Consider the following 21,432-nt stretch of genomic DNA (forward strand, 5'->3'; position numbering starts at 1 on the left):
CGCGGTCGTCAGCACGGCCCGTGCACGGGACGGCCCGGGACGCATCCGCTGCGCCCCCACGCCGACGTCGCGTCCGACCGACGTCTCAGGCCGGCGCCACCTGGAAGACCGGCCAGCCGATCTCCGTGCGCCACGCGGCCGGGTCCGCCGTGTCGCGCGGGCCGACCAGGTAGGTCTCGCGCACCGGCCCGGCCACCGCGAGCAGGTGCTCGACGACCCAGGCCCCCAGCTCGCCGTAGGTGACGTCGATGTCGTCGTGCGTGCCGACGTGGGTGGTCACGGCCAGCTCGACGGCCGGCAGGGTCACCGGGTGCACCCGGCCGCTGCTCGGTGGCCCGGCCACCGGGAGGTGCACCAGAACGTGCCCGCGCCCGGTCTCGAACAGCTCGTTCTCGTACACCCCGCCCGGCACGCCGGCCGGCTCGGGGACCACGGCGTCCAGCTCCGCCATGGCGCCGGCGTACCAGCCGAGGACGTCGCGCAGCTGCACGTCGTCCTCGACGGCGGCGACCGTGGTCGCCGGCACCCGGCGCAGCTCGACGTCCACCGCCGCCGGCTCCGGCTGCAAGAGCCGGCGCAGCGAGGCCACCGCGGCGCGGGTCCGCTCCAGCCCGGACTCCAGCCGGTGCAGGTGGTCGGCGACGAGGGCCGCCCGCGTGCCGGGGTCGGAGGAGCGCAGGATGCGCTGGACGTCGGTGAGGGGGACGTCGAGCTCGCGCAGCCGGTGGATCACCTGCGCGGTCGGGATCTGCTCGCCGGTGTAGTACCGGTAGCCGCTCGCGGCGTCCACCCGGGCCGGCTCCAGGAGGCCGGCGTCGTGGTAGCGGCGCAGCGTGCGGACGCTCAGGTGGGTCAGGCGGGAGAACTCACCGATCGAGAGCACCCGCGCACTCTGCACCCTCCCCCCGGGGGAGGGTGCAGCGCTTGACCCTCGGGCGCCGGGAGGTCGCACGGTCGCTGCATGACCGCACCGACCACGATCCAGCCCACCGAGCTCCCGGCGCCGATCCGGGGCTTCCTGGCCGCGCACGCCGCCCGCGACGCCGACACCGCCATCCGCGCCTTCACCCCGGATGCCGCGGTGACCGACGAGGGGCGCACCTTCCGCGGGACCGAGGAGGTCCTCGGCTTCCTCCGGCACTCCGGGTCGCAGTTCAGCTACACGACCACGCTGACCGGAGCCCAGCGGGTCGACGACGAGCACTGGGTGGCGGTCAACCACCTGGAGGGGGACTTCCCCGGCGGCGTCGCGGACCTGGCCTACCGCTTCACCATGGCCGGCGACCGCATCGCGGAGCTGGTCATCGCGCCCTGACCCCGTCCTCCACCCACCGGTGGCGTGGCCACCACGTGGTCACCGCCACTCACGACCCGAGAGGAACGGATCGACGACGAGCACCACCCCCGAGCCCCGCACGGACACGACGACGCCCACGGTGGTGCTCGTCCACGGGGCCTTCGCCGACTCCTCCAGCTGGAACGGCGTGATCGCGCAGCTCCGCCGCCACGGCCATCCGGTCATCGCGGCGGCCAACCCGCTCCGCGGCCTGCACGACGACGCCCGGTCCCTGCGCAGCGTCCTCGACAGCGTGGACGGCCCGATCGTGGTCGCCGGCCACTCCTACGGCGGGACCGTCGTGAGCGAGGCCGCCGACGGCCACCCCCGGGTGACGGCTCTCGTCCACGTCGCCGGCTTCAGCCCGGAGGAGGGCGAGAGCACCGGCGAGCTGGCCGCGGTGTTCCCGGGTGGCGAGCTGGGACCGGCCCTGCGTCCCGTGCCGGTGACCACCGACGACCGCGGGACCGTCACCGACCTCCACATCCGGCAGGACCGGTTCCGGGAGGTCTTCGCCGCCGACGTCCCCCGGACGGTGGCCGACCTGATGGCCGTCACGCAGCGGCCCGTCGTCGCCGACGCGCTGGAGGACGAGGCGACGCGCGCCGCCTGGAAGACCGTCCCGTCGTGGACCCTCGTCACCACGCAGGACCTGGCCGTCCCCGCCGACTCCATGCGGTTCATGGCCGAGCGCGCGAGGTCCCGGACCGTCGAGATCGACGCCTCGCGCGCGGTGACCGTCGCCCGGCCCGGTGCGGTCGCCCGCCTGATCGACGAGGCGGTCCGCGCGACCGCTGGCTGAACGGGTACGCCGAAGGACCCACGGCCGGTCCTGCGACCGGCGGGTGGATCCCATTGCTCCCCCGTGTCGGCGCGGCGTACGTTGCGCCGCACTCCGCCACCGCTCGGGAGGGGATGGTCCGTGGACACGAGCAGCACCGACGTCCTGGTCGTCGGGGCCGGCCCCACCGGCCTGACCCTGGCCTGCGAGTTGCGGCGACGGGGGATCGACTGCCGGGTGGTCGAGAGGGCCACCGAGCCGCACTACCGGTCGCGCGGCAAGGGGCTCCAGCCCCGCAGCCTCGAGGTCCTCGACGACCTGGGCATCGCGGGAGCCGCGCTGGAGCGGGGACGGCGGGACAACCACCTGCGGCTCTACGTCGGGGGCCGGCTGACCGCTGACGTCCGGGTGCCGGCACGGCCGCCGGCTCCGGGTGTGCCGTATCCCGACCTCCTCATCATCCCCCAGTGGTGCACCGAGCAGGTCCTGCGCGGACGACTGGAGTCCCTGGGCGGAGGGGTCGAGTTCGGCCGCGAGCTGACCTCGGTCGAGCAGGACGGCGAGGGGGTGACGGCGACGGTGCGCGCACCGGCCGAGGAGGGAGCAGCCGAACGCGTCCGGGCCCGGTACGTGGTCGCCTGCGACGGGGGGCACAGCGCCGTCCGGGACCTCGTGGGGCTGCGCATGGTCGGCACCGCGAGGACACAGCACTTCGTCCTCGGCGACGTGCGCATCGACGGCCTCGAGCCCGGGGTGTCGCACGCCTGGTTCGACGGTGACACGTACCTGGCCGCCGACCCGCTCTCCGGTACGGGCGTGTGGCAGGTGCAGGCCAACGTCGAGGTCGCCCCGGACGGGAGCGTCGAGCCGGCGTCACTGGAGCTGTTCCAGCGGCTGTTCGCCGAGCGCGGGCTGGGCTCCGTCCACCTGCACGACCCGACGTGGCTGTCGGACTTCTCGCCCCGGGTGGCGCTGGTGGACCGCTACCGGGTGGGACGGGTCCTCCTGGCGGGGGACGCGGCCCACGTGCACAGCCCGGCCGGGGGACAGGGCATGAACACCGGCATCCAGGACGCCTACAACCTCGGCTGGAAGCTCGCGCTCGTGCTCGAGGGGAAGGCGTCCGACCACCTGCTCGACACGTACGAGGAGGAACGGCGTCCGGTCGCCCGTTCGGTCCTGCGCGGCAGCGACGTGGGGCACGGCGTCGTGTTCTCGGGTCATCCGGTCGTGCGGGTGCTGCGCGAGCGGGTGCTCGCACCCCTCCTCCAGGTGGGTGCCGTCCAGCGCATGATCCTGGACAGGGCGGCGGAGCTGGGCGTGGGCTACCGCAACGGCCCCCTGGCGCAGGACCTCCGGGCACCGTTCCGCCTGTCGAGGGCGTCAGGAGCGGACCGACACCGGGTGGTGGACCTGCTCGGACGGCTACGGTTCGGCCGGGGTCCGCACGGCGGTGACCGGGCGCCGGACGCCCGGGGCCGGGACGCCGGCGGGGAGCCGGTTCGCGTGTTCGACCACCTCCGGGGGCCGCACTGGTCCCTGCTGCTCTTCCCGGGGGCGCACACGGAGCCGGAGGAGCCGGTACGCCTGGCCGGGATCGCCCGTCACGTCGAGGACCTGACGGGCGGCGAGGTGCGGTCCTGTCTGGTGCTCCCGTCGGGAGCACCACCGGCCGGGATCCCGGGTGATCGCGTCCTCCACGACGTCGACGGGGAGGCCCACCGCCTCTACGGGGCGCAGGCCGGCGCGCTCTACCTGGTCCGTCCGGACGGCTACGTCGGTCACCGAGCCCAGCCGGCCGAGAGCCGCGGCGTCCTCGAGTTCCTCGGCTCCGTGTACCGGGGGAGCGCCACGCGGGTGCCGACCACCGACGAGCGGGTGCCCGCCCCGGGGTGAGCCGCCCGGGAGGCGGTCGTCCCGAACGCTCCCGCGCTCAGCCCACCGGCGTGGCCGCAGCCGGGCGCACGTGCTCCGGCCGGAGACCCATGCCGATGAAGCGGCCGGTCAGGTGCCTCAACGCGGGCAGCCGGCGGATCACCCGGATCGGGAGCGGGTCCGGCCGGTCCTCGGCGGCCGGTCCCGACCGTGGGTAGAGGTTGCCGACCACCCTGATCTGGAACGCCTGGGTCAGGCGTGTGGCCGGTTCCCTGCGGCGCTGGACGGCGCGCAGGTGGCCGGTCGTCGGACCGCCGGCACGGAAGGCCGGCGCCAGCACGTCGGCGGCGGCGACGGCGTCCTGGACGGCGAGGTTGATGCCGACGCCTCCCGCGGGCGACATGGCGTGGGCCGCGTCCCCGATGCACAGCAGGCCCGGGCGGTACCACCTGCGCAGCCGGTCCACCCGCACGCTGAGCAGCTTGACCTGCTCCCAGTCCGTCAGCTCCCCGAGCCGGTCGGCGAACACCGGCACCAGCGCGGCGACCGCGGCCCGGAACGCCGGCAGTCCGCGCTCCTGCACGCGGGCGAAGCCCTGGTGGGGGATGACGTGGGCGAGCTGCCAGTACGTGCCCCGGTCGATGCAGACGAGGACGCTGTCCCCCTCGGTCCGGAAGAAGGGGACGTCGTCGCCGGGCCTCCTGGGCAGCCGGAACCAGAGGACGTCGATCGGTGGTGACGCCGCGACCACCTCGAGTCCCGCGCGCTCGCGGACGACGGAGTCGCGGCCGTCGGCGGCGAGGACGAGGTCGGCGCGGACCTCGAGCGGCCCGTCCGCCGTCTCGGCCCGGACGCCGGCGATCCGCCCGGAGTCGACGACGAGGTCGGTGACCTCGGCCTCCCGGAGGAGGCGGAACGTCGGATGCCTCTCCGCCTGGACGCGGAGGAAGTCGAGGAAGTCCCACTGCGGCACGAAGGCGATGAACCCGTACGGCCGGAGCCGCGTGAACTCGGCGATGGTCAGCGGTCCGGACGCCGTCTCCATGGTGACCCGTGGCATCCGGGTGTGCGGCAGCGCGAGGAACTCCTCGGCGATGCCCAGCTCCGCGAGGACCCGCAGCGTCGCCGGGTGGATCGTGTCGCCACGGAAGTCCCGGAAGAAGTCCTCGTGCTTCTCCAGGACCGTCACGTCCACGCCTGCGCGGGCCAGCAGCAGGCCGGCCATCATCCCGGCCGGCCCGCCGCCCACCACGCAGCACGTCGTCGTCTGCACGCGCATGCGCCACCTTGGCGCTGCCCGGCGCGCCGGTCCACCCCTCATGGCCCGGCGGGGTGCCCGACCGGTGCACGGGCGCCCCGGTCACGCCGGCGGCACGACCACCGTCACCGGCCGAGGACCCGCTCCTCACCGCCGGCGCGCTTGGACTCGTCCTTGTAGTCGGTGTACTGGTACGGGTTCTCCAGGATCTCGGCCTCGGCCTCCGGCCGCTCGGGGAACATGCCCTGCTGCCAGGCCTCCTCGCCGATCTCCGCACGCAGGTACTCGACCGTCGCCTCGACCTCACGGCGCACGGGGGCCAGGTCGATGCCCACGAGCCTGCCGTCGTACTTCACCACCCGGCCGTCGACGACCACGGTGTGCACGTCGCCCCGCTGGGCCTGGAAGACCACGTGCCCGTACGGGTTCAGCAACGGGAACGACACCGGCGAGGCGTCGTTCTTGACCAGCACGACATCGGCCTTCTTGCCCTCCTGCAGGCTGCCCAGGTCGTCGCGGCCGAGCGCGGAGGCGCCGCCCCGCGTGGTCCACGCGACGACCTGCTGCGCCCGCAGCCGCAGGTGCGTGATCGTGTCCCCCCTGAGGTGGGCGTCCATGTGCTCGGCCATCCGGTCGGCGTTCAGCGTGGCCCGCATCGCGGAGAACATGTCGCCGCTCCACCACACGCTCGTGTCCATCGACAGCGAGACCGGGATGCCGTACTGCAGCACCTGCTCGGTGGGCGCGTGCCCCTGGCCGGCGCTGCACTCCGACTCGGTCGCCACCGAGATGGACCCGCCCGTGGCGGCGATCCGCTGGTAGCTGTCCCGGGTGAGGGTCGAGGCGTGCACGTACACCGTCTCCGGGGTCGTGAACCCGTGCTCGTGCATCAGCCGGATGCCGTCGTCGTTCGTGGCACCCCAGACCCCGGCGTGCGTCGTCACCGGGATGCCGAGGTCACGGGCCACCTCGAAGGCCGCCTTCTCGGGGAAGGCCGGGTCCCCGGTGACGTCGAAGGCGACCTGCACGCCCATCCGGTCGTCGGCGTCGTCGCGCAGCCGCTCCAGCAACGAGCGGACGGCGGGGTCGGCCGTCCACTCCCACGGGCCGGCCTGGATGTTGCCGTAGGCGAGGACGAACCGGCCGGGCACCGAGCGGAGCGCCTCCAGAGCGGCCTCGCCGTGCTCGATGGTGTGCAGGTTGTGCGACCAGTCGACCGTCGTCGTGACGCCGGCGTCGAGCGACTCGATGGCCGCCAGCCGGTTGCCCGCGGCGATGTCCTGCGGGCGGAACTTCTTGCCGTGCTCGAGGTAGTACCAGACGAAGTACTGGGTCAGCGTCCAGTCGGCGCCGTACCCCCGCATGGCGGTCTGCCACATGTGGCGGTGCGTGTCGATCATGCCGGGCATGACGATGCCGCCGCGGGCGTCGATCTCCTGGGTGCCGTCGGGCACGGGGAGCCCCTGGCCGACGCCGGCGATCCGGTCGTCGACGACGAGCACGTCGGCGTCCCGGAGGACCGTCGAGGCGTCGTCCATGGTCAGGACGGTCCCTCCGCGGAACACCAGCGGACGGCCGGCGACGGGGGCGCCAGCCTCGTTCCCGCGTGCGGTACCGGGCAGGCTCATCGTCTTCTCCTCGGACGTCGGCGGACTCTCCCGGACCCGGTGTTCGCGCAGCGGGCCGAGCCCGGGCCGTGCCACCCTCGTGTGGCCTGGGTCACGTGTCAAGGAGGCCGCGGGCGGATCGATCGACGTCGCGGACGGTGCCCGCCGTCCCCACGGCTCGCGAGGAGGTTCCCGTGCAACCGGTCACCGAGGACAACATCACCGAGCTCGCCGTCGAGCGGTGGCGGACCGCGCACGATCCGCGGGTGGCCGAGCTCATGGCGGCACTGGTGCGCCACCTGCACGACTTCGCCCGCGAGGTCCGGCTGACCGAGGCGGAGTGGGCGGCGGCGGTGCGGTGGCTCACCCGGGCCGGCCAGATCAGCGACGACAAGCGCGAGGAGTTCATCCTCGCCTCTGACGTCCTCGGCCTGTCGATGCTCGTGGTCCAGATGAACCACCGCCTCGACCCGGTGGCGACTCCGGCGACGGTGCTCGGGCCCTTCCACATCGAGGGCTCGCCGGAGCTCGGCTTCGGCGGGGACATGTCCGACGGCGTCCCCGGGACCCCGCTGTTCGTCCACGGCACCGTCCGGGACCTGGACGGGGACCCCGTGGCCGGCGGTGTGCTCGACGTCTGGCAGGCCGACACGGAGGGCGCCTACGAGTCGCAGATCCCCGGCCTCGACGAGGCCCGGCTGCGGGCCCGGTACACGACCCGCGAGGACGGCAGCTACTGCCTGCGCACCATCGTGCCGCGGGGGTACACCATCCCGATGGACGGACCCGTCGGCGACCTGGTCGCGCGGACGGGGATCAGCCACTTCCGGCCCGCGCACGTCCACTTCCTGATCGACGTGCCCGGCTACGAGCCGCTGGTCACGCACCTGTTCCAGGAGGGCGCGGAGTACCTGGACAGCGACGTCGTCTTCGGCACCAAGCAGGAACTGGTCGTCGCGTTCGAGCAGCGCGAGCCCGGTGCCACCCCGGACGGCGGCACGTCGGCCGACCCCTGGGTCGAGGCCCGCTACGACTTCGTGTTGCAGCGGCAGGCGTAGCGGCAGGCGTGGGGCCCGGGCTCAGGCCGGCAGGGGCGTGGGGGCGTAGGCCAGCAGCTGCCACCCACCCGAGGCCCTCGTCCAGACCGCGAGGGCCAGGTTGTCGATCGTCCTGGGCCTGCCGTCGACGTCCAGGTCGGCGGTCATGCGGCCGACCACGAGGGCGCTGTCGCCCACGACGGCGACCCGCTCCACCGGGTGGTCGATGCGCCGGTAGACGTAGTAGCCCGAGCGCACCTTCTCGAGGTACTGGTCCTTGGTGTCCCGGGCGCCGCTGGAGTGGGCGTAGCTCAGCTCGGCCGCGCACGACGCGTCGAGCGTCGCCAGGTCGGCGTCGAGCATGGCCTGGTAGCGGCGGTCCTCCGCCGCCAGCACCGCACGGACGTCCTCGGGGTCCCCGACGTGGTCCTCGCCCATGGGTCGATGATCGACCCGACCGGCGGCGGCCGCGTCAGATCTCGGACCGCAGCACCGCGGCCGCCTGCGCGAGGGACCGCATCTTCCCGGCGGCCGACGCCCGCGGGAGGTACTTCAGCCCGCAGTCGCTGGAGAGCACCAGCCTGTCCACGTCGACGTGGTCGAGCGCCCGCCGCACCCGGTCGGCGACCGTCTCCGGGGTCTCGACCTCCGGGGTCGACAGGTCGAGGACACCGAGCGCGATGCCCTTGCCCCGCAGGGGCCGCAGGGTCGTCGGGTCCAGGTGCGACTGCGCCGTCTCGACCGAGACGGTGTCGGCGGGTGTGTCGGCCAGTTCCGGCAGGAACGAGTAGCCGGCCGGCCGGTCCGAGACCATCGCCGCGTAGCCGAAGCACAGGTGCACGTGCACCGGGCCGGCGGCGTCGGCCACGGCGCGGGTCACGGCCTCGGCGCCGTGGCGGCGGGCCACCTCGGGACGCGCCTGCAGCCAGGGCTCGTCCACCTGGACGATGTCGGCGCCGGCGGCGAACAGGTCGGCGATCTCCTCGCGGACGACGTCGGCGTACGCCATGGCCAGCGCCCGGTCGTCGCGGTAGTGCTCGTCCTGCGTCTGCTGCGCCATCGTGAACGGCCCGGGCACCGTGATCTTGATCGCGCGGTCGGTGTGCGCGCGGAGGAACCGGACGTCGTCCGCCTGGACCGGCGACGGCCGGCGGATCTCGCCGGTCACCCGCGGCACCGGGATGTCGATCCCCGAGCGGTTGCGCACCGTCCCGGGGTGCTCGAGGTCGAGGCCGTCGAGGGCCGTCGCGAAGTGGTTGGAGTAGGACTCGCGGCGGATCTCCCCGTCGGTCACCACGTCCAGGCCGGCCTCCTCCTGCGCGCGCACGGCCGCCAGGGTGGCGTCGTCCTGGGCCTCCTGCAGGTGCTGCGGCGGGATGCGCCACAGCTCCCGCGCCCGGACCCGCGGAGGGAACTGGTGGCCCAGCCGCTCCCGGTCGATGAGCCAGTCCGGCTGGGGCAGGCTGCCCACGATCATCGTGGGCAGCGGGGGCAGCAGGGCCGGCATCCGATCCTCCTGGGGGCGGGGCGCAGCGACTCGCGTCGCCTCGGGCATCTCGATGCGCCCCATCGTCCTGGAGCCTCCCGGCACCGACCACACCGGCACCGACCACACCGGCACCGACCACACCGGCAGGTGGAGCCGCTGCGCTGCTGGTCGGTCCGAGGAGCTCCCCGACGTCTCCCGGCCGTCAGCGCAGCACGACGCCGGCGTCCACGCGCATCTCCAGACCGGTGACGTAACGCGCGTCGTCCGAGGCGAGGAAGCGCAGCGCGGCCGAGGTGTCCCGCGTCTCCATCCAGCCGATCGGGATGACGTGCTGCGGACGGGAGGCCATCTCGTACTCCTCGTCGGTCGGGGCGGGGTTGTCCGGGAGGAAGAGCCGCTTGTTGGTCTCGGTCATGTAGATCGCGGTGTTGACGTTGGTCGGCGACAGGACGTTGACCCGGATGAAGTGCGGACCGAGCTCGGCCGCCATCGGCTTGAGCATGCCGACCAGCGCGGTCTTGGCCGCCACGTAGTGGGTGATGTTCTGGAACCCCTTGGTCGCGCCGGCGGAGGCGATCATGATGATCGCCCCGCCGCGGCCCCCCTCGATCATGGCCGGGGTGGCCGCGCGCACGGTGTGCCAGACACCGGTGAGGTCGGTGTCGACGGTGTCCTTCCAGTTCTGCAGGCTGATCTCCCAGAAGGGACCGGCGCCCGCGAGGATGCCGGCGTTGGCGACCACGACGTCGACCCGGCCGAACTCCGCGAGCCCCTTGGCCAGCACGGCCTCGACCGCGGCGTAGTCCCGGACGTCGGCCCGCTCGGCGATCATCCGCCGGCCGGTGGCCTCGACCAGGGCGCGGGTCTCCTCGAGGTCGGCCTCGGTGGCCATGGCCGTGCTGGCTCCCGGGATGTCCTCGCAGATGTCGAAGCCGATGACGTCGGCGCCCTCCTTGGCGAGGTCGACGGCGAACTGCCGGCCCTGCCCGCGCGCGACCCCGCTGATGAAGGCGACCCTGCCCGCGAAGCGGCTGGGGTCGAACGACGGTCCGGTCATGTCCCTGCTCCTGTTCCTGATCTGTCGGTCCGTCCGGTCGCCCGGGCGGTGGCGGTCACCGGCGGGGAGGCTGGCCGCTGCCGGCCCGGAGTCCTCCGTCGACCGGTAGGACCACTCCGGTGACGAACCGGGCGTCCAGGCCGGCGAGGAAGGCGATGACGTCGGCGACCTCGGCTGGCTCCGCTGCCCGGCCCATGGGGATGCGCCGGAGGAACTCCGCGACGTCCTCGGCCGGGATGTCCGCGGTGGCGTCGGTCGACGTCAGCGACGGGGCGACGGCGTTGACCCGCACCCCGCGGTCGGCGAACTCGACCGCCAGCGACGGGGTCAGGTCGACCAGCGCGCCCTCGGCCGCGTTGTAGCCGCTCATGCCCGCATCACCGCCGAGGCCCGCGACCGACGCGACGTTGACGCTGCCGCCACGCGCCAGGAGGAACGTCAGCGCGGCCTGCGTGACGAGCACGACCGACTCCACGTCCGCCGCCATGACCGCCCGCCAGGCGGTCAGCGTCACGCGCTCGAACGCCGAGGTGAGCGAGAGCCCGGCGTCGTTCACCACGACGTCGATCCGCCCGAAGGCGGAATCCGTGGCGGCGACCATGGCACTGACGGCATCGGCGTCGGTGACGCGGTCAGACGTTCTGCGGGAACCCGAGGTTCAGGCCGCCGTGGCTGGGGTCCAGCCAGCGAGAGGTGATCACCTTGCCGCGGGTGAAGAAGTGCACGCCCTCGGCGCCGTGGGCGTGGGAGTCTCCGAAGAGGCTGTTCTTCCACCCGCCGAAGGAGTAGTAGGCCATCGGGACCGGGATCGGCACGTTGATGCCGATCATCCCGACCTCCACCTCGTGCTGGAAGCGCCGGGCGGCGCCGCCGTCGTTGGTGAAGATCGCGGTCCCGTTGCCGTACTCGTTGCGGTTGATCAGCCCGACGGCGTCGTCGTAGGTGTCCACCCGCAGCACCGAGAGGACCGGGCCGAAGATCTCGTCGGTGTAGACGCTCATGTGCGGCTCGACGTGGTCGACCAGCGTCGGGCCGAGCCAGAAGCCGTCCTCGGCGCCGTCGGGCTGCACCTGGCGGCCGTCGACGACGACCTTCGCGCCCTCCTGCTCGCCGGCCTCGACGTAGGACTCGACGCGGTCGCGGTGCTTCCTGCTGATCAGCGGGCCCATGTCGCAGCCCTTGCGGCCGTCCCCGGTGCGCAGGGTCCGCGTGCGCTCGGCGATGCGGGCGACCAGGTCGTCACCGACCCCGCCGACGGCGAGCACCGCGCTGATGGCCATGCACCGCTCGCCGGCCGACCCGAACCCGGAGTTCACCGCCTGGTCGGCGGCCAGGTCGAGGTCGGCGTCGGGCAGGACGACCATGTGGTTCTTGGCGCCGCCGAGGGCCTGCACGCGCTTGCCGTGCCGGGTGCCGGTCTCGTACACGTAGCGGGCGATCGCGGTGGACCCCACGAAGGACACGGCCTTGACGTCGGGGTGCTCGAGCAGGCGGTCGACGGCGACCTTGTCGCCCTGCGCCACGTTGAAGACGCCGTCGGGCAGGCCGGCCTCCTTCCACAGCTCGGCCATCCAGATCGCCGCGGAGGGGTCCTGCTCGCTCGGCTTCAGGACGACGGTGTTGCCGGTGGCGATGGCGATGGGGAAGAACCACATCGGGACCATGGCCGGGAAGTTGAACGGGCTGATCACCGCCACCGGGCCGAGCGGCTGGCGGATGGAGAACACGTCGACGTTGGTCGAGGCGTTCTCGGTGAACCCGCCGCGCACCAGCGAGGGCACGCCGCACGCGTACTCGACGACCTCCTGGCCGCGGGACACCTCGCCGAGGGCGTCGTCGAGGACCTTGCCGTGCTCGGCGGTGATGATCGCGGCCAGCTCGGGCTTGCGGTCGTTGAGCAGCTCCCGGAACCGGAACAGCACCGCGGTGCGCTTGGCCAGCGAGGTGTCCCGCCAGCGGGGGAAGGCGGCGGTGGCGGCGGCGACGGCCGCGTCGACCTCCTCGGTGGAGGCGAGTGCGACCTCGCCGACGACCTCGCCGGTCGCCGAGTCGGTCACCTCGCCGGTGCGGCCGCTGGTGCCCTCGCGGCGGGCGCCGTCGATCCAGTGGGGGATGTGCTGGGCCATGGGAGGTGCCTCTCAGGGAAGGGTGCCGTCGGGGAAGTGCTTGGAGACCAGCTCGCGGATGGCGGCGAGCATGCGGGTGCCCGACTCGCGGGCCTCGTCGTCCCAGCCGAAGACGCAGGTGGTCAGGACGCCGTCGAAGCCGATCCCGGCCAGGGCGGCGAAGGCCTCGTCGAAGTCGACGTCGCCGCGGCCGATCTCCGCGTGCTGGTGGACGCGGACGGGGTTGCCGGGCGGGTTGGTGATGTACCGGAGCCCGTCGGAGGCGGTGTGGTCCATCGAGTCGGCGACGTGCACGTGCGTGAGCAGGTCGCCGGCGTGCGCGATGATCCCCGGCGCGTCGTCGCCCTGGTGGAACGTGTGCGGCAGGCAGTAGAGGAAGGACACGCACGGGCTGTCGATGCCCCGGACCATGTCGACCGCCGGGTGGCCGAGCTCGATGAAGTCGTCCGGGTGCGGCTCGAGCGCCAGCGTGAGGCCCTCCCGCTCGAAGACCGGCAGGAGCTCCTCCATGGAGCGCCAGAACATCGCCTCGGCGAGCTCCGGCGCCTCGGGCCGGCCGTTGAACTCGCTGTTCATCGTGTCGACGCCGAGCTCGACGCAGATCTCGATGGCGCGCCGCCAGTACCGGACCGCGGCCTGCCGCTCCACCTCACCGGGACCGGACCACCGCATGACCGGCAGCAGCGAGGTGACCCCCACGCCGGCGTCGGCGAGCCTCGTCTTGAACGCCCGGACGGTGGCGGTGTCCACCCGGGGGTGCTTGAAGAAGGGGACGAAGTCCTCGCGGGGGGAGAGCTCGATCCACTCGTAGCCCATGCGGGCCACGAGGTCGGGCAGCTCCAGCAGCGGTGTCGTCCGCAGCATCTGCGGGTCCAGGGCGATCCTCATCGCTGCTCCATCCGGACCTCGGTGCGCCGGCCGGTGCGCAGCGCCTCCACGCCGGCGGCGCACACCGCCTGCGCCGCGTAGCCGTCCCAGACGCCGGGCCCGTCGACGGTTCCCCGGCGGGCGGCGTCCACCCAGCGCTGGACCTCCAGGTCGTAGGCGAGGCCGAAGCGCTCGCGGAAGCCCGGGGCGACCGCGGTGCTGCGGACGGCGCCGCCCGGCCCGGTGTGCTGGCGGACCATCCCCTTGTGCAGACCGATCATCGCGCTGCCGTCCTCGCCGACGACCTCGGTGCGCACCTCGTAGGCCAGGCCGGTGCTCACGAAGCACTCGACGTCGACCATCCGGCCGCCGACGGTCTCGAGGAGCACCAGCAGCGGGTCGGACAGTCCCTGGGCGGCGTGCCGGGTCGCCCGCGGCCGCAGGACGGTGACCGCGGCGATCTCCTCGTCGAGCAGGAAGCGGGCGACGTCGACCTCGTGGACCACGGAGTCGTTGACGATCGACTCGGTGGTGACGCCAGCGGGGACGGCGGGGTTGCGGTGGGCGCAGTGCACCACCAGCGGCTCGCCGATGCCGCCGGCGGCGATCAGCTCGCGCAGTGCCGCGTACTCGGGGTCGAAGCGGCGCATGAACCCGACCTGCACCAGCCGCCGGCCGGTGCGGGCGGCGTGGGCGTCCTCGGCGCGGACGACGGCCAGCGAGCTGTCGGCGTCCATGGTCAGCGGCTTCTCGCAGAGCACCGGGATGCCGCGGTCGATGCAGGCGAGCACCTGCTCCTCGTGGAACCGGCCGGGGCTGGCGATGACGACCGCGTCGACCTCGGGGTCGGCGACGGCGGCCAGTGGGTCGGTGACCACGCGGCAGCCGGGGACCCCGGCGGCGACCCGGCCGGCCCGGTCGGTGGCCGCGTCGCTGACGACGGCCACGCGGGCCCCGGAGACCCGGCCGTGCAGCCGGGCGACGTGGTCGGCGCCCATCAGGCCCACGCCGAGGACGGCGACGCGCAGGTCCGCGGGAACCGACACGGCCGCGCGGACGGCGGACAGGACCTCGGTGGCGGTCATGCCCGGTCCCCGGCGGAGGGGGTGCGCGGACGGCCGATCTCCATCGAGGGCAGCCCGCAGGAGCCGATGAGCCGGTGGGTGCGCTGGGCGATCGGGAGGGGCACGTCCGGCGGGCAGGGGTAGAGGTCGTGCTCGACGATGGCGAACACGTCGAGCCCGAGCCGCTCGACCTCCGCCAGCAGCGGCGGCAGGTCCGGCACGCCGTGCGGCGGCTCGATCATGGCGCCCAGCTGCACCGCCTTCGGGAACGGGACGTCCTCGGCGTGCACCCGCTCGATCACGGCCGGGTCGACCTGCTTGAGGTGCAGGTAGCCGATGCGATCGGGGAATCGGCGGATCAGGTCGAGGTTGTCGCCGCCGTAGTAGCTGACGTGCCCGGTGTCGAGGCACAGCGGGACGTACCGCGGGTCGGTCGCGGCGAGGAAGCGCTCGATCTCGGACTGCCGGCCGACGTGGCTGTCGGCGTGCGGGTGGAAGGCGATGGCGAGGCCGTACTCCTCCTGCACCGCCCGGCCGAGCCGGTCCATCCCGGATGCCAGGCGCGTCCACCCCTCCTCCGGCAGGTCCCGGGGCTCGATGGCCTCCCCGGTCCTGTGGTCACGCCAGACGTCGGGGATGACCACCACGTGGGTGCCGCCCATCGCGGCGGTGAGCGTCGCGACGTCGCCGACCTGCCGCCACACGTCGTCCCAGGAGTCGGGGCGGTGCAGGTGCTCGAAGACGGTCCCGGCCGACACGCGCAGGCCGCGTGCGGCGAGCTCGTCGCCCAGCCGGGCCGGGTCGGTGGGCAGGTAGCCGAAGGGGCCCAGCTCGATCCACTCGTAGCCGGCCGCGCTGACCTCGTCCAGGAAGCGCTGCCAGGGGACCTGCTGGGGGTCGTCGGGGAACCAGACGCCCCACGAGTCGGGTGCCGACCCGATCCGGATGCGGGCTCCGCCGGTCGACTGCGGGGCCGTCGACTGCGGGGCGGGCGCCGCGGAGTGCTGCGCGGTCATGTGTTCCTCTCCTCCGGATGGGACGGTGCTCAGGGCTGGACGGGACCGCGCTCGGACGGCGTCAGGTACGGGTGCTGGCGTGCCTTCCACTGCTCGTAGACGGCGCGGGCGTGCTGCGTGCTCTCGAGGGTGGAGACCGCGCTGACCGGCACGTCCCACCACGACTCGCTGGAGGGCGCGTCGACCAGGGGGTCGGTCTCGACGTGGACGACGGTGGTGCGGTCGCTGGCCTTGGCCTTGCGCAGTGCGGCCTCCAGGCTCGGGCCGTCCTGGGCGGTGAGGACGTCGACACCGAGGCTGGCGGCGTTGGCGGCGAGGTCCACCGGGAGGACGTCGCCCTCGAGCCGGCCGTTCGCCGCGCGGGAGCGGTAGCGGGTGCCGAACCGCTGGGACCCCAGCTGCTCGGACAGCGCGCCGATCGAGGCGAAGCCGTGGTTCTGCACCAGGACCACGACGATCTTGACGCCTTCCTGGACGGCGGTGACCAGTTCGGTCGGCATCATCAGGTAGGAGCCGTCGCCGATCATGACGAAGACGTCGCGGTCGGGGCTGGCCATCCGGATGCCGATGCCCCCGGGGATCTCGTAGCCCATGCACGAGTAGCCGTACTCGACGTGGTAGCCCTTCGGATCGCGGACCCGCCACATCTTGTGCAGGTCACCGGGCATCGACCCTGCGGCACAGACCACGACGTCCCGCGGGGCGGAGACCTCGTTGACCAGCCCGATGACCTCGTTCTGGGTCAGCCGGCCGCCCTCGCCGGCGCTGGGGACCTCCGGGTGGTAGGCGGCCTCGACGGTGGCCTCCCACTCGACCGCGAGTTCCGCGGTGCGCGAGCGGTGGGCCTCGTCGACCGACCAGCCGGCCAGGGCGTCGGTGAGTGCGGTCAGCGCCTCGCGGGCGTCGGCCTGGACCGCGACCCCGGCGTGCTTCACCACGTCGGGTGAGGCGACGTTGACGTTGACGAAGCGCACGTCCGGGTCGCTGAACGCCGTCCGTGACGCGGTCGTGAAGTCCTGGTACCGGGTGCCGATGCCGATGACGACGTCGGCGTCGCGGGCCAGGGCGTTGGCCGCGGTCGTCCCGGTGGAGCCGAGGGCGCCCACCGACTGCGGGTGGTCGAAGGGCAGCGCGCCCTTGCCGGCCTGGGTCTGCGCGACCGGGATGCCGGTGGCGGTGGCGAAGGCGTCGAGGGCCCCGGTGGCGTGCGAGTAGATGACGCCGCCGCCGGCGACGACGAGCGGGCGGCGGGCTGAGCGGATCACCTCGACGGCGCGCCGCAGGGCCGCGGGTTCCGGCAGCGGCCGTCCCACGTGCCAGGTGCGCTCGGCGAAGAGCTCCACCGGCCAGTCGAAGGCCTCGGCCTGCACGTCCTGCGGGAAGCAGAGGGTGACCGCGCCGGTCTCGGCCGGGTCGGTGAGCACCCGCATGGCGCCGAGCAGCGCCGCCGGCAGCTGCTCGGGCCGCCAGATGCGGTCGAAGTACCGCGACACCGGGCGGAAGGCGTCGTTGACCGTGACGTCGCCGGAGGCGGGCAGCTCCAGCTCCTGGAGGAGCGACCCGGCGGAGCGGGTGGCGAAGGTGTCGGCCGGCAGCAGCAGCACCGGCAGCCGGTTGATCGTCGCCAGCGCGGCGCCGGTGAGCATGTTGGTCGAGCCGGGCCCGACGCTGGTGGACAGCGCCCAGGTCTGCAGCCGGTCCTTGGCCCGGGCGTAGGCCACGGCGGTGTGCACCATCGCCTGCTCGTTGCGGCCGAGCACGTAGGGCAGCGCGCCCGGCTCGTCCACCTCGGCCTGCAGCAGCGCCTGGCCGAGGCCGGCCACGTTGCCGTGGCCGAAGATGCCCAGGCAGCCGGCGAACAGCCGCTGCCGCTGCCCGTCGCGCTCGGTGTGCTGCTGCGCGAGGAAGCGGACGACGGCCTGGGAGACGGTCAGCCGGACGGTCTCGGTCCGGGCCGGGGGGTGGGACGGCGCGCTCACGGTCGGGTCGCTCCGTTCTCTGGGTGGTGGGCGGGGGCGTGCAGGGGCAGCCGCGGGTCGACGTCCTGGCCGGTCCAGCTGTCGCGGACCCAGGCGTGCACGGGGTCGTCGACGATGCGCCAGGCCCGCTCCGGGCCCGGGCCGGCCATGACGTTGAGGTAGTAGAGGTCGTGGCCGGGCGCGGCGATCGACGGTCCGTGCCAGCCGTGGGGGACCAGGACCACGTCGCGGTCGTGCACCTCCGCGAGCACGTCGATCGGGCGCTCGGGTGTGCCGTAGACGCGGTGGTAGGCCGGTCCGGGCTGACCCTGCGGGCCAGGGGCGACCTCGAAGTAGTAGATCTCCTCGAGCTCGCTCTCCGCCTCGGAGGTCTCGTCGTGCTTGTGCGGCGGGTAGCTCGACCAGTTGCCGCCCGGCGTGATCACCTCGCAGGCGATGATCGAGTCGGCCTCGAAGACGCCGGCGGTGGCGAAGTTGTTGACCTGCCGGCTGCACGGGCCGGCCCCCCGCAGCTCGACGGGCACCTCCTCTGCCGGTCCGTACCGGACCGGCAGTCGGCGGCCGGCCCGGGCGCTGCAGAGGGCGAACCGGCCCCCGGCCTCGCTGGAGAGCTCCGCGGTGGCCTCCCGCGGCAGGTAGGCGAAGTCGGTGGGGCCGGCGAAGACGTGCGGCCGGCCGGTCAGCTCGAGGACCTCCCCGTCGCAGGCGACGGAGAGGGCGCCGGACAGCGGGACGACGACGACCTCGTCCTCGCCGGTCCGCAGGGTGTGCCCGCCGCGGGGGGCCAGCTCCAGGACCCGGAGGCCGGAGGAGCTCCAGCCCGCGGACTCGGGGGTGACCTCGAGGGCGTAGTCCCCGGAGGCGGCGCTGCCGGCCGGCAGGTGGAGGGTGCGGGTGGTCGCGGTCATCCGGTCGCTCCGTGGTGGGTCGAGGGGCCCCGGGCTCAGTGGACGAGGGACACGGCGGTGTCCACGGCGTCGGTGACGTCGTCGTCGGGCGGGTAGAGCAGCGTCCGGCCGACGACCAGGCCGCGCACCGAGGGCAGCGCGAGGGCGTCGCGCCACTGCGCATAGGTCTCCTCGGGCCGCCGCGACGGGTCGCCGCCGAGCAGCAGGGTGGGCAGCGTGGTCGCGTCCATGACGCGCTCCATCTCGTCGACCACCGGGAGCTTGAGCCAGGTGTAGGCCGAGGTGGCGCCCAGGCCCTGGGCGATGTGCACGCTCTTGACGACCGCGTCGGGGGACAGGTCGTTGACCACCCGGCCGTCCGCCCGGCGGGACAGGAAGGGCTCGAGCATGGCGATCACCCCGGCGCGGGCGAGTGCTGTCACGGCCCGGCCGGCCGCCTCCATCGAGACGACGGTGCCGGGATCGTCGAGGTCGAAGCGGTTGAGCATCTTGGCGGCGTCGAAGCGGGCCTCGACCACGCCCTGCACGTCGTAGGCGGTCATCCGGTCGTCCATCTCGAAGGCCGAGCCGGCCAGGCCGCCGCGGTTCATCGAGGCGACGACGACCTTGTCCTCCAGGGCGCCGAGGAGCAGCAGGTCCTCGGCGATGTCGGCGGTGGCCAGCAGCCCGTCCACGCCCGGCCGGGACAGCGCGGTGCGCAGCCGGTCGAGCATGTCGGTGCGGCTGTTCATCGCCGTCGGCCGGCCCTGCGCGGCCAGCGCGCCGCGGGCGGGGTGGTCGGCGGCGACCAGCATCAGCCGGCCGTCCCCGGGGAGGAACGACGGGCGCCGCCGTCGCGTGGCCAGTGCCTGCGCGATCGCCTCGGGGTGCCGGCTGCGCAGCTCGGTGACCTCGGCGTAGGTGGCGCACAGCGGCGTGCCCGTCGCGACGTCGGGCAGGTCGAGAGCGGTGTCAGACACGGGTGTCCTCCAGTCGGGGGGCGGGCGCGCGGTGGGCGGCGACGTGCGCGTCGACCTCGTCCGCGGTCGGCATGGCGGTCGAGCACTCGAGCCGGGAGGCGACGATCGCCCCGGCGGCGTTGGCGTTGCGCAGCACCTGCTCCAGCGGCAGACCGGTGAGCAGACCGTGGACGAGGGAGCCGCCGAAGGCGTCGCCGGCACCCAGGCCGTTGACCACGTCGACGGGGGTCGGGGGGACGACGACCCGCTCGGTGCGGGTCTTGCCGAGCACGCCCCGCGGGCCCTGCTTGACCACCGCCAGCTCCACGCCCGCCTCGAGCAGGGCGTCGGCGGCCCGGTCGGGATCGGTCTCCCCGACGGCGACCTCGCACTCCTCGCGGTTGCCGACGGCGACCGTGACGTGGGGGAGGGCCGCGCGGACCTGGGCCGACGCCTCCTCGCGCGAGCTCCAGAACACCGGCCGGTAGTCGAGGTCGAGCACGGTGTGCGGTCGCCGCCGGCGTGCCTCCCAGGCCGCGTGGTGGGCCGAGCGGGAGGGCTCCTCGGACAGGCCGGTCACCGTGGCCCAGAACAGCCGGGCCTCGCGCACGGCGTCCAGGTCGAGGTCCTCGGGGCGTACCTGCAGGTCCGGCGCGGTCGGGCGGCGGTAGAACCAGATCGGGAAGTCGTCGGGCGGGAAGACCTCGCAGAACGTGACCGGCGTCGGGTGCTCGCCGTCGACGACGACGAAGCGGTCGTCGACCGACAGGTCCCGGAGCGCGCGGCGGACGAATCGGCCGAAGGGGTCGTCACCCACACCGGTGACGAGCGCGACGGTGTGCCCGAGCCGAGCGGCGGCCACCGCGACGTTCGCGGCACTGCCGCCCAGGAACTTCCCGAAGGTCTCGACGTCCTCCAGGCCCACGCCGACCTGCAGCGGGTAGAGGTCGACGCCACTGCGGCCGATGGCCACCACGTCCAGTGCGTCCTGCACGGTGCGCTCCGTCCCTGTGCGTCGTCCTGCGGTGTCTGCAGACTGTGCGCCACGGCACAGAGCCGCGTCAAGACTTTGTAATGACATACGGACAGCAGCACGTCCGGACGTCCGGATGCCCCGACGTGGGGACGTCGGAGCGGGTCGCCGGGTGCGAGGATGCGGATGGTGTCGGCGAGGGACGACGTCCCGCCCGGCCGGAGGAGGAGGACGAGGTGGCCGTCACGCCGACGTTCGACATCGACCGTTCCAGCCCGACCCCGCTGTACTTCCAGCTCTCCCAGGCCTTCGAGCGGGCCATCTCCGACGGCAGCCTCCCCGCGGGGGCGAAGCTCGAGAACGAGCTCCTCCTGGCCGAGCGCTACGGGCTCTCCCGCCCGACCGTCCGCCGCGCCGTCCAGGAGCTCGTCGACAAGGGCCTGCTCGTGCGCAAGCGCGGGGTGGGGACCCAGGTCATCCAGCCCCACGTCCGCCGGTCGGTCGAGCTCACGAGCCTCTACGACGACCTCGCGCGCGGCGGCGAGGCGCCGTCGACGGAGGTCCTCACGCTGGAGCGGGTGCCGGTGCCGGCCGACGTGGCCGTGGAGCTCGACGTCACGGCGGGGGAGGAGGTCGTCGCCCTCCGGCGGCTGCGCCGGACCCGCGGTGAGCCCCTGGCGATCCTGACCAACTACCTGCCGGGGCGGTTCGAGCCGACGCTCGCCGAGCTGACCGAGCGGGGTCTGTACCAGTACCTGCGCGGTCAGGGTGTCCACCTGAGGGTGGCCCACCAGCGGATCGGGGCGCGGCTGGCGAAGGCCGACGAGGCGAGGCTGCTCGGTGAGCCCCCGCGGTCGGCGCTGCTGACGATGCAGCGCACGGCGTTCGACGACAAGGGCGCCCCCGTGGAGCACGGACGGCACGTCTACCGCGCCTCCCGCTACGACTTCGAGACGACGCTCGTCGGTCGCTGACGCACCGCGCCGTCACCGCGCCGCCCCGACCGGCCGGGGTGGCGCCTGCGCCGGTCGGGGGTCCTGTCGGCATGCCCCGGGGACTCCCCGGCGGACGACACCGTCGCCGTGCGCCCGTTCGTCTCCGGCTCTTCACAAAGTCCTAAT

The 21,432-nt window shown here is 73.8% G+C and carries 19 protein-coding genes and 1 pseudogene; 5 read left to right on the plus strand and 15 right to left on the minus strand.

Going from position 1 to position 21,432, the window contains the following annotated elements; genetic code table 11:
- Nucleotides 1–85: 85 nt before the first annotated feature.
- Nucleotides 86–883 carry a MerR family transcriptional regulator gene (locus BM414_RS18445; RefSeq protein WP_093581680.1) on the minus strand — a complete coding sequence of 266 codons (798 nt, stop codon included), beginning with the start codon at nt 881–883 and terminating at the stop codon, nt 86–88.
- Nucleotides 884–961: 78 nt separating this feature from the next.
- Between BM414_RS18445 and BM414_RS18450 the strand changes: the two genes are divergently transcribed.
- The 3 genes from BM414_RS18450 to BM414_RS18460 all read left to right on the plus strand — a co-directional run bounded on the left by BM414_RS18450 (nt 962) and on the right by BM414_RS18460 (nt 4,013).
- Complete coding sequence (locus BM414_RS18450) at nt 962–1,315, plus strand: nuclear transport factor 2 family protein (protein ID WP_093581682.1); 354 nt, start codon at nt 962–964, stop codon at nt 1,313–1,315.
- A gap of 121 nt (nt 1,316–1,436) precedes the next feature.
- Nucleotides 1,437–2,138 (plus strand): alpha/beta fold hydrolase, encoded by a 702-nt coding sequence (locus tag BM414_RS18455; protein WP_245784817.1) that lies wholly within the window; start codon nt 1,437–1,439, stop codon nt 2,136–2,138.
- Between the two features lie 120 nt (nt 2,139–2,258).
- Nucleotides 2,259–4,013, plus strand: coding sequence for an FAD-dependent monooxygenase (locus tag BM414_RS18460; RefSeq protein ID WP_175551677.1), 1,755 nt, complete (start codon nt 2,259–2,261; stop codon nt 4,011–4,013).
- Between the two features lie 37 nt (nt 4,014–4,050).
- Here the strand turns inward: BM414_RS18460 and BM414_RS18465 are convergent, their stop codons facing one another.
- Nucleotides 4,051–5,271: an FAD-dependent oxidoreductase gene (locus BM414_RS18465; protein ID WP_093581688.1), complete on the minus strand. Its 1,221-nt coding sequence runs from the start codon at nt 5,269–5,271 to the stop codon at nt 4,051–4,053.
- 104 nt (nt 5,272–5,375) lie between these two features.
- Nucleotides 5,376–6,878 (minus strand): amidohydrolase family protein, encoded by a 1,503-nt coding sequence (locus BM414_RS18470; protein WP_093581690.1) that lies wholly within the window; start codon nt 6,876–6,878, stop codon nt 5,376–5,378.
- 173 nt (nt 6,879–7,051) lie between these two features.
- Between BM414_RS18470 and BM414_RS18475 the strand changes: the two genes are divergently transcribed.
- Nucleotides 7,052–7,915, plus strand: coding sequence for a dioxygenase family protein (locus BM414_RS18475; RefSeq protein WP_093581692.1), 864 nt, complete (start codon nt 7,052–7,054; stop codon nt 7,913–7,915).
- 21 nt (nt 7,916–7,936) lie between these two features.
- Here BM414_RS18475 and BM414_RS18480 read toward each other — a convergent pair whose 3' ends face one another.
- The 12 genes and pseudogenes from BM414_RS18480 to iolC form a co-directional block, all read right to left on the minus strand.
- Complete coding sequence (locus BM414_RS18480) at nt 7,937–8,332, minus strand: nuclear transport factor 2 family protein (protein ID WP_093581694.1); 396 nt, start codon at nt 8,330–8,332, stop codon at nt 7,937–7,939.
- 34 nt (nt 8,333–8,366) lie between these two features.
- The gene (locus BM414_RS18485) at nt 8,367–9,401 is read right to left on the minus strand and encodes a uroporphyrinogen decarboxylase family protein (RefSeq protein ID WP_093581696.1); all 1,035 of its coding nucleotides are present in this window, start codon (nt 9,399–9,401) and stop codon (nt 8,367–8,369) included.
- Between the two features lie 184 nt (nt 9,402–9,585).
- Nucleotides 9,586–10,440 carry a mycofactocin-coupled SDR family oxidoreductase gene (locus tag BM414_RS18490; protein ID WP_093581698.1) on the minus strand — a complete coding sequence of 285 codons (855 nt, stop codon included), beginning with the start codon at nt 10,438–10,440 and terminating at the stop codon, nt 9,586–9,588.
- A gap of 55 nt (nt 10,441–10,495) precedes the next feature.
- A pseudogene (locus tag BM414_RS18495) lies at nt 10,496–11,056 on the minus strand (SDR family NAD(P)-dependent oxidoreductase); the annotation flags it as partial.
- Nucleotides 11,057–11,072: 16 nt separating this feature from the next.
- On the minus strand, nt 11,073–12,566 hold the full coding sequence (locus BM414_RS18500) for a CoA-acylating methylmalonate-semialdehyde dehydrogenase (RefSeq protein WP_093581702.1): 1,494 nt from the start codon (nt 12,564–12,566) through the stop codon (nt 11,073–11,075).
- Nucleotides 12,567–12,578: 12 nt separating this feature from the next.
- Entirely contained in the window at nt 12,579–13,454 is an 876-nt protein-coding gene (locus BM414_RS18505; RefSeq protein WP_093581704.1) for a sugar phosphate isomerase/epimerase family protein, read from the minus strand.
- Nucleotides 13,451–14,518 carry a Gfo/Idh/MocA family protein gene (locus BM414_RS18510; RefSeq protein ID WP_217644799.1) on the minus strand — a complete coding sequence of 356 codons (1,068 nt, stop codon included), beginning with the start codon at nt 14,516–14,518 and terminating at the stop codon, nt 13,451–13,453. Before BM414_RS18510 ends, BM414_RS18505 begins: the two co-directional genes overlap by 4 nt.
- Nucleotides 14,515–15,513 carry a sugar phosphate isomerase/epimerase family protein gene (locus tag BM414_RS18515; protein WP_093581706.1) on the minus strand — a complete coding sequence of 333 codons (999 nt, stop codon included), beginning with the start codon at nt 15,511–15,513 and terminating at the stop codon, nt 14,515–14,517. The genes BM414_RS18510 and BM414_RS18515 overlap by 4 nt, the downstream gene beginning before the upstream one ends.
- 29 nt (nt 15,514–15,542) lie before the next feature.
- A complete protein-coding gene (gene iolD / locus BM414_RS18520; protein ID WP_093581708.1) occupies nt 15,543–17,492 on the minus strand; it encodes a 3D-(3,5/4)-trihydroxycyclohexane-1,2-dione acylhydrolase (decyclizing) in 1,950 nt (649 codons plus the stop codon).
- The gene (gene iolB, locus BM414_RS18525; RefSeq protein ID WP_093581710.1) at nt 17,489–18,400 is read right to left on the minus strand and encodes a 5-deoxy-glucuronate isomerase; all 912 of its coding nucleotides are present in this window, start codon (nt 18,398–18,400) and stop codon (nt 17,489–17,491) included. The genes iolD and iolB overlap by 4 nt, the downstream gene beginning before the upstream one ends.
- 35 nt (nt 18,401–18,435) lie before the next feature.
- Nucleotides 18,436–19,359, minus strand: coding sequence for a class I fructose-bisphosphate aldolase (locus BM414_RS18530; RefSeq protein WP_217644800.1), 924 nt, complete (start codon nt 19,357–19,359; stop codon nt 18,436–18,438).
- Complete coding sequence (gene iolC, locus BM414_RS18535; protein ID WP_217644801.1) at nt 19,352–20,332, minus strand: 5-dehydro-2-deoxygluconokinase; 981 nt, start codon at nt 20,330–20,332, stop codon at nt 19,352–19,354. Before iolC ends, BM414_RS18530 begins: the two co-directional genes overlap by 8 nt.
- Before the next feature lie 215 nt (nt 20,333–20,547).
- Here iolC and BM414_RS18540 point away from each other — a divergent pair, with 215 nt between their 5' ends.
- Complete coding sequence (locus BM414_RS18540) at nt 20,548–21,285, plus strand: GntR family transcriptional regulator (RefSeq protein ID WP_245784818.1); 738 nt, start codon at nt 20,548–20,550, stop codon at nt 21,283–21,285.
- Nucleotides 21,286–21,432 lie beyond the last annotated feature (147 nt).

It is taken from the genome of Geodermatophilus amargosae, assembly GCF_900116515.1.
Taxonomy (GTDB): domain Bacteria; phylum Actinomycetota; class Actinomycetes; order Mycobacteriales; family Geodermatophilaceae; genus Geodermatophilus; species Geodermatophilus amargosae.

Bases quoted from the DNA above. Each gene is read 5' to 3' on its own strand.
- BM414_RS18450 (WP_093581682.1), top strand. From the start codon at position 962: ATGACCGCACCGACCACGATCCAGCCCACCGAGCTCCCGGCGCCGATC.
- BM414_RS18465 (WP_093581688.1), bottom strand. From the start codon at position 5,271: ATGCGCGTGCAGACGACGACGTGCTGCGTGGTGGGCGGCGGGCCGGCC.
- BM414_RS18470 (WP_093581690.1), bottom strand. From the start codon at position 6,878: ATGAGCCTGCCCGGTACCGCACGCGGGAACGAGGCTGGCGCCCCCGTC.
- BM414_RS18480 (WP_093581694.1), bottom strand. From the start codon at position 8,332: ATGGGCGAGGACCACGTCGGGGACCCCGAGGACGTCCGTGCGGTGCTG.
- BM414_RS18485 (WP_093581696.1), bottom strand. From the start codon at position 9,401: ATGCCGGCCCTGCTGCCCCCGCTGCCCACGATGATCGTGGGCAGCCTG.
- BM414_RS18490 (WP_093581698.1), bottom strand. From the start codon at position 10,440: ATGACCGGACCGTCGTTCGACCCCAGCCGCTTCGCGGGCAGGGTCGCC.
- BM414_RS18500 (WP_093581702.1), bottom strand. From the start codon at position 12,566: ATGGCCCAGCACATCCCCCACTGGATCGACGGCGCCCGCCGCGAGGGC.
- BM414_RS18505 (WP_093581704.1), bottom strand. From the start codon at position 13,454: ATGAGGATCGCCCTGGACCCGCAGATGCTGCGGACGACACCGCTGCTG.
- BM414_RS18510 (WP_217644799.1), bottom strand. From the start codon at position 14,518: ATGACCGCCACCGAGGTCCTGTCCGCCGTCCGCGCGGCCGTGTCGGTT.
- BM414_RS18515 (WP_093581706.1), bottom strand. From the start codon at position 15,513: ATGACCGCGCAGCACTCCGCGGCGCCCGCCCCGCAGTCGACGGCCCCG.
- iolB (WP_093581710.1), bottom strand. From the start codon at position 18,400: ATGACCGCGACCACCCGCACCCTCCACCTGCCGGCCGGCAGCGCCGCC.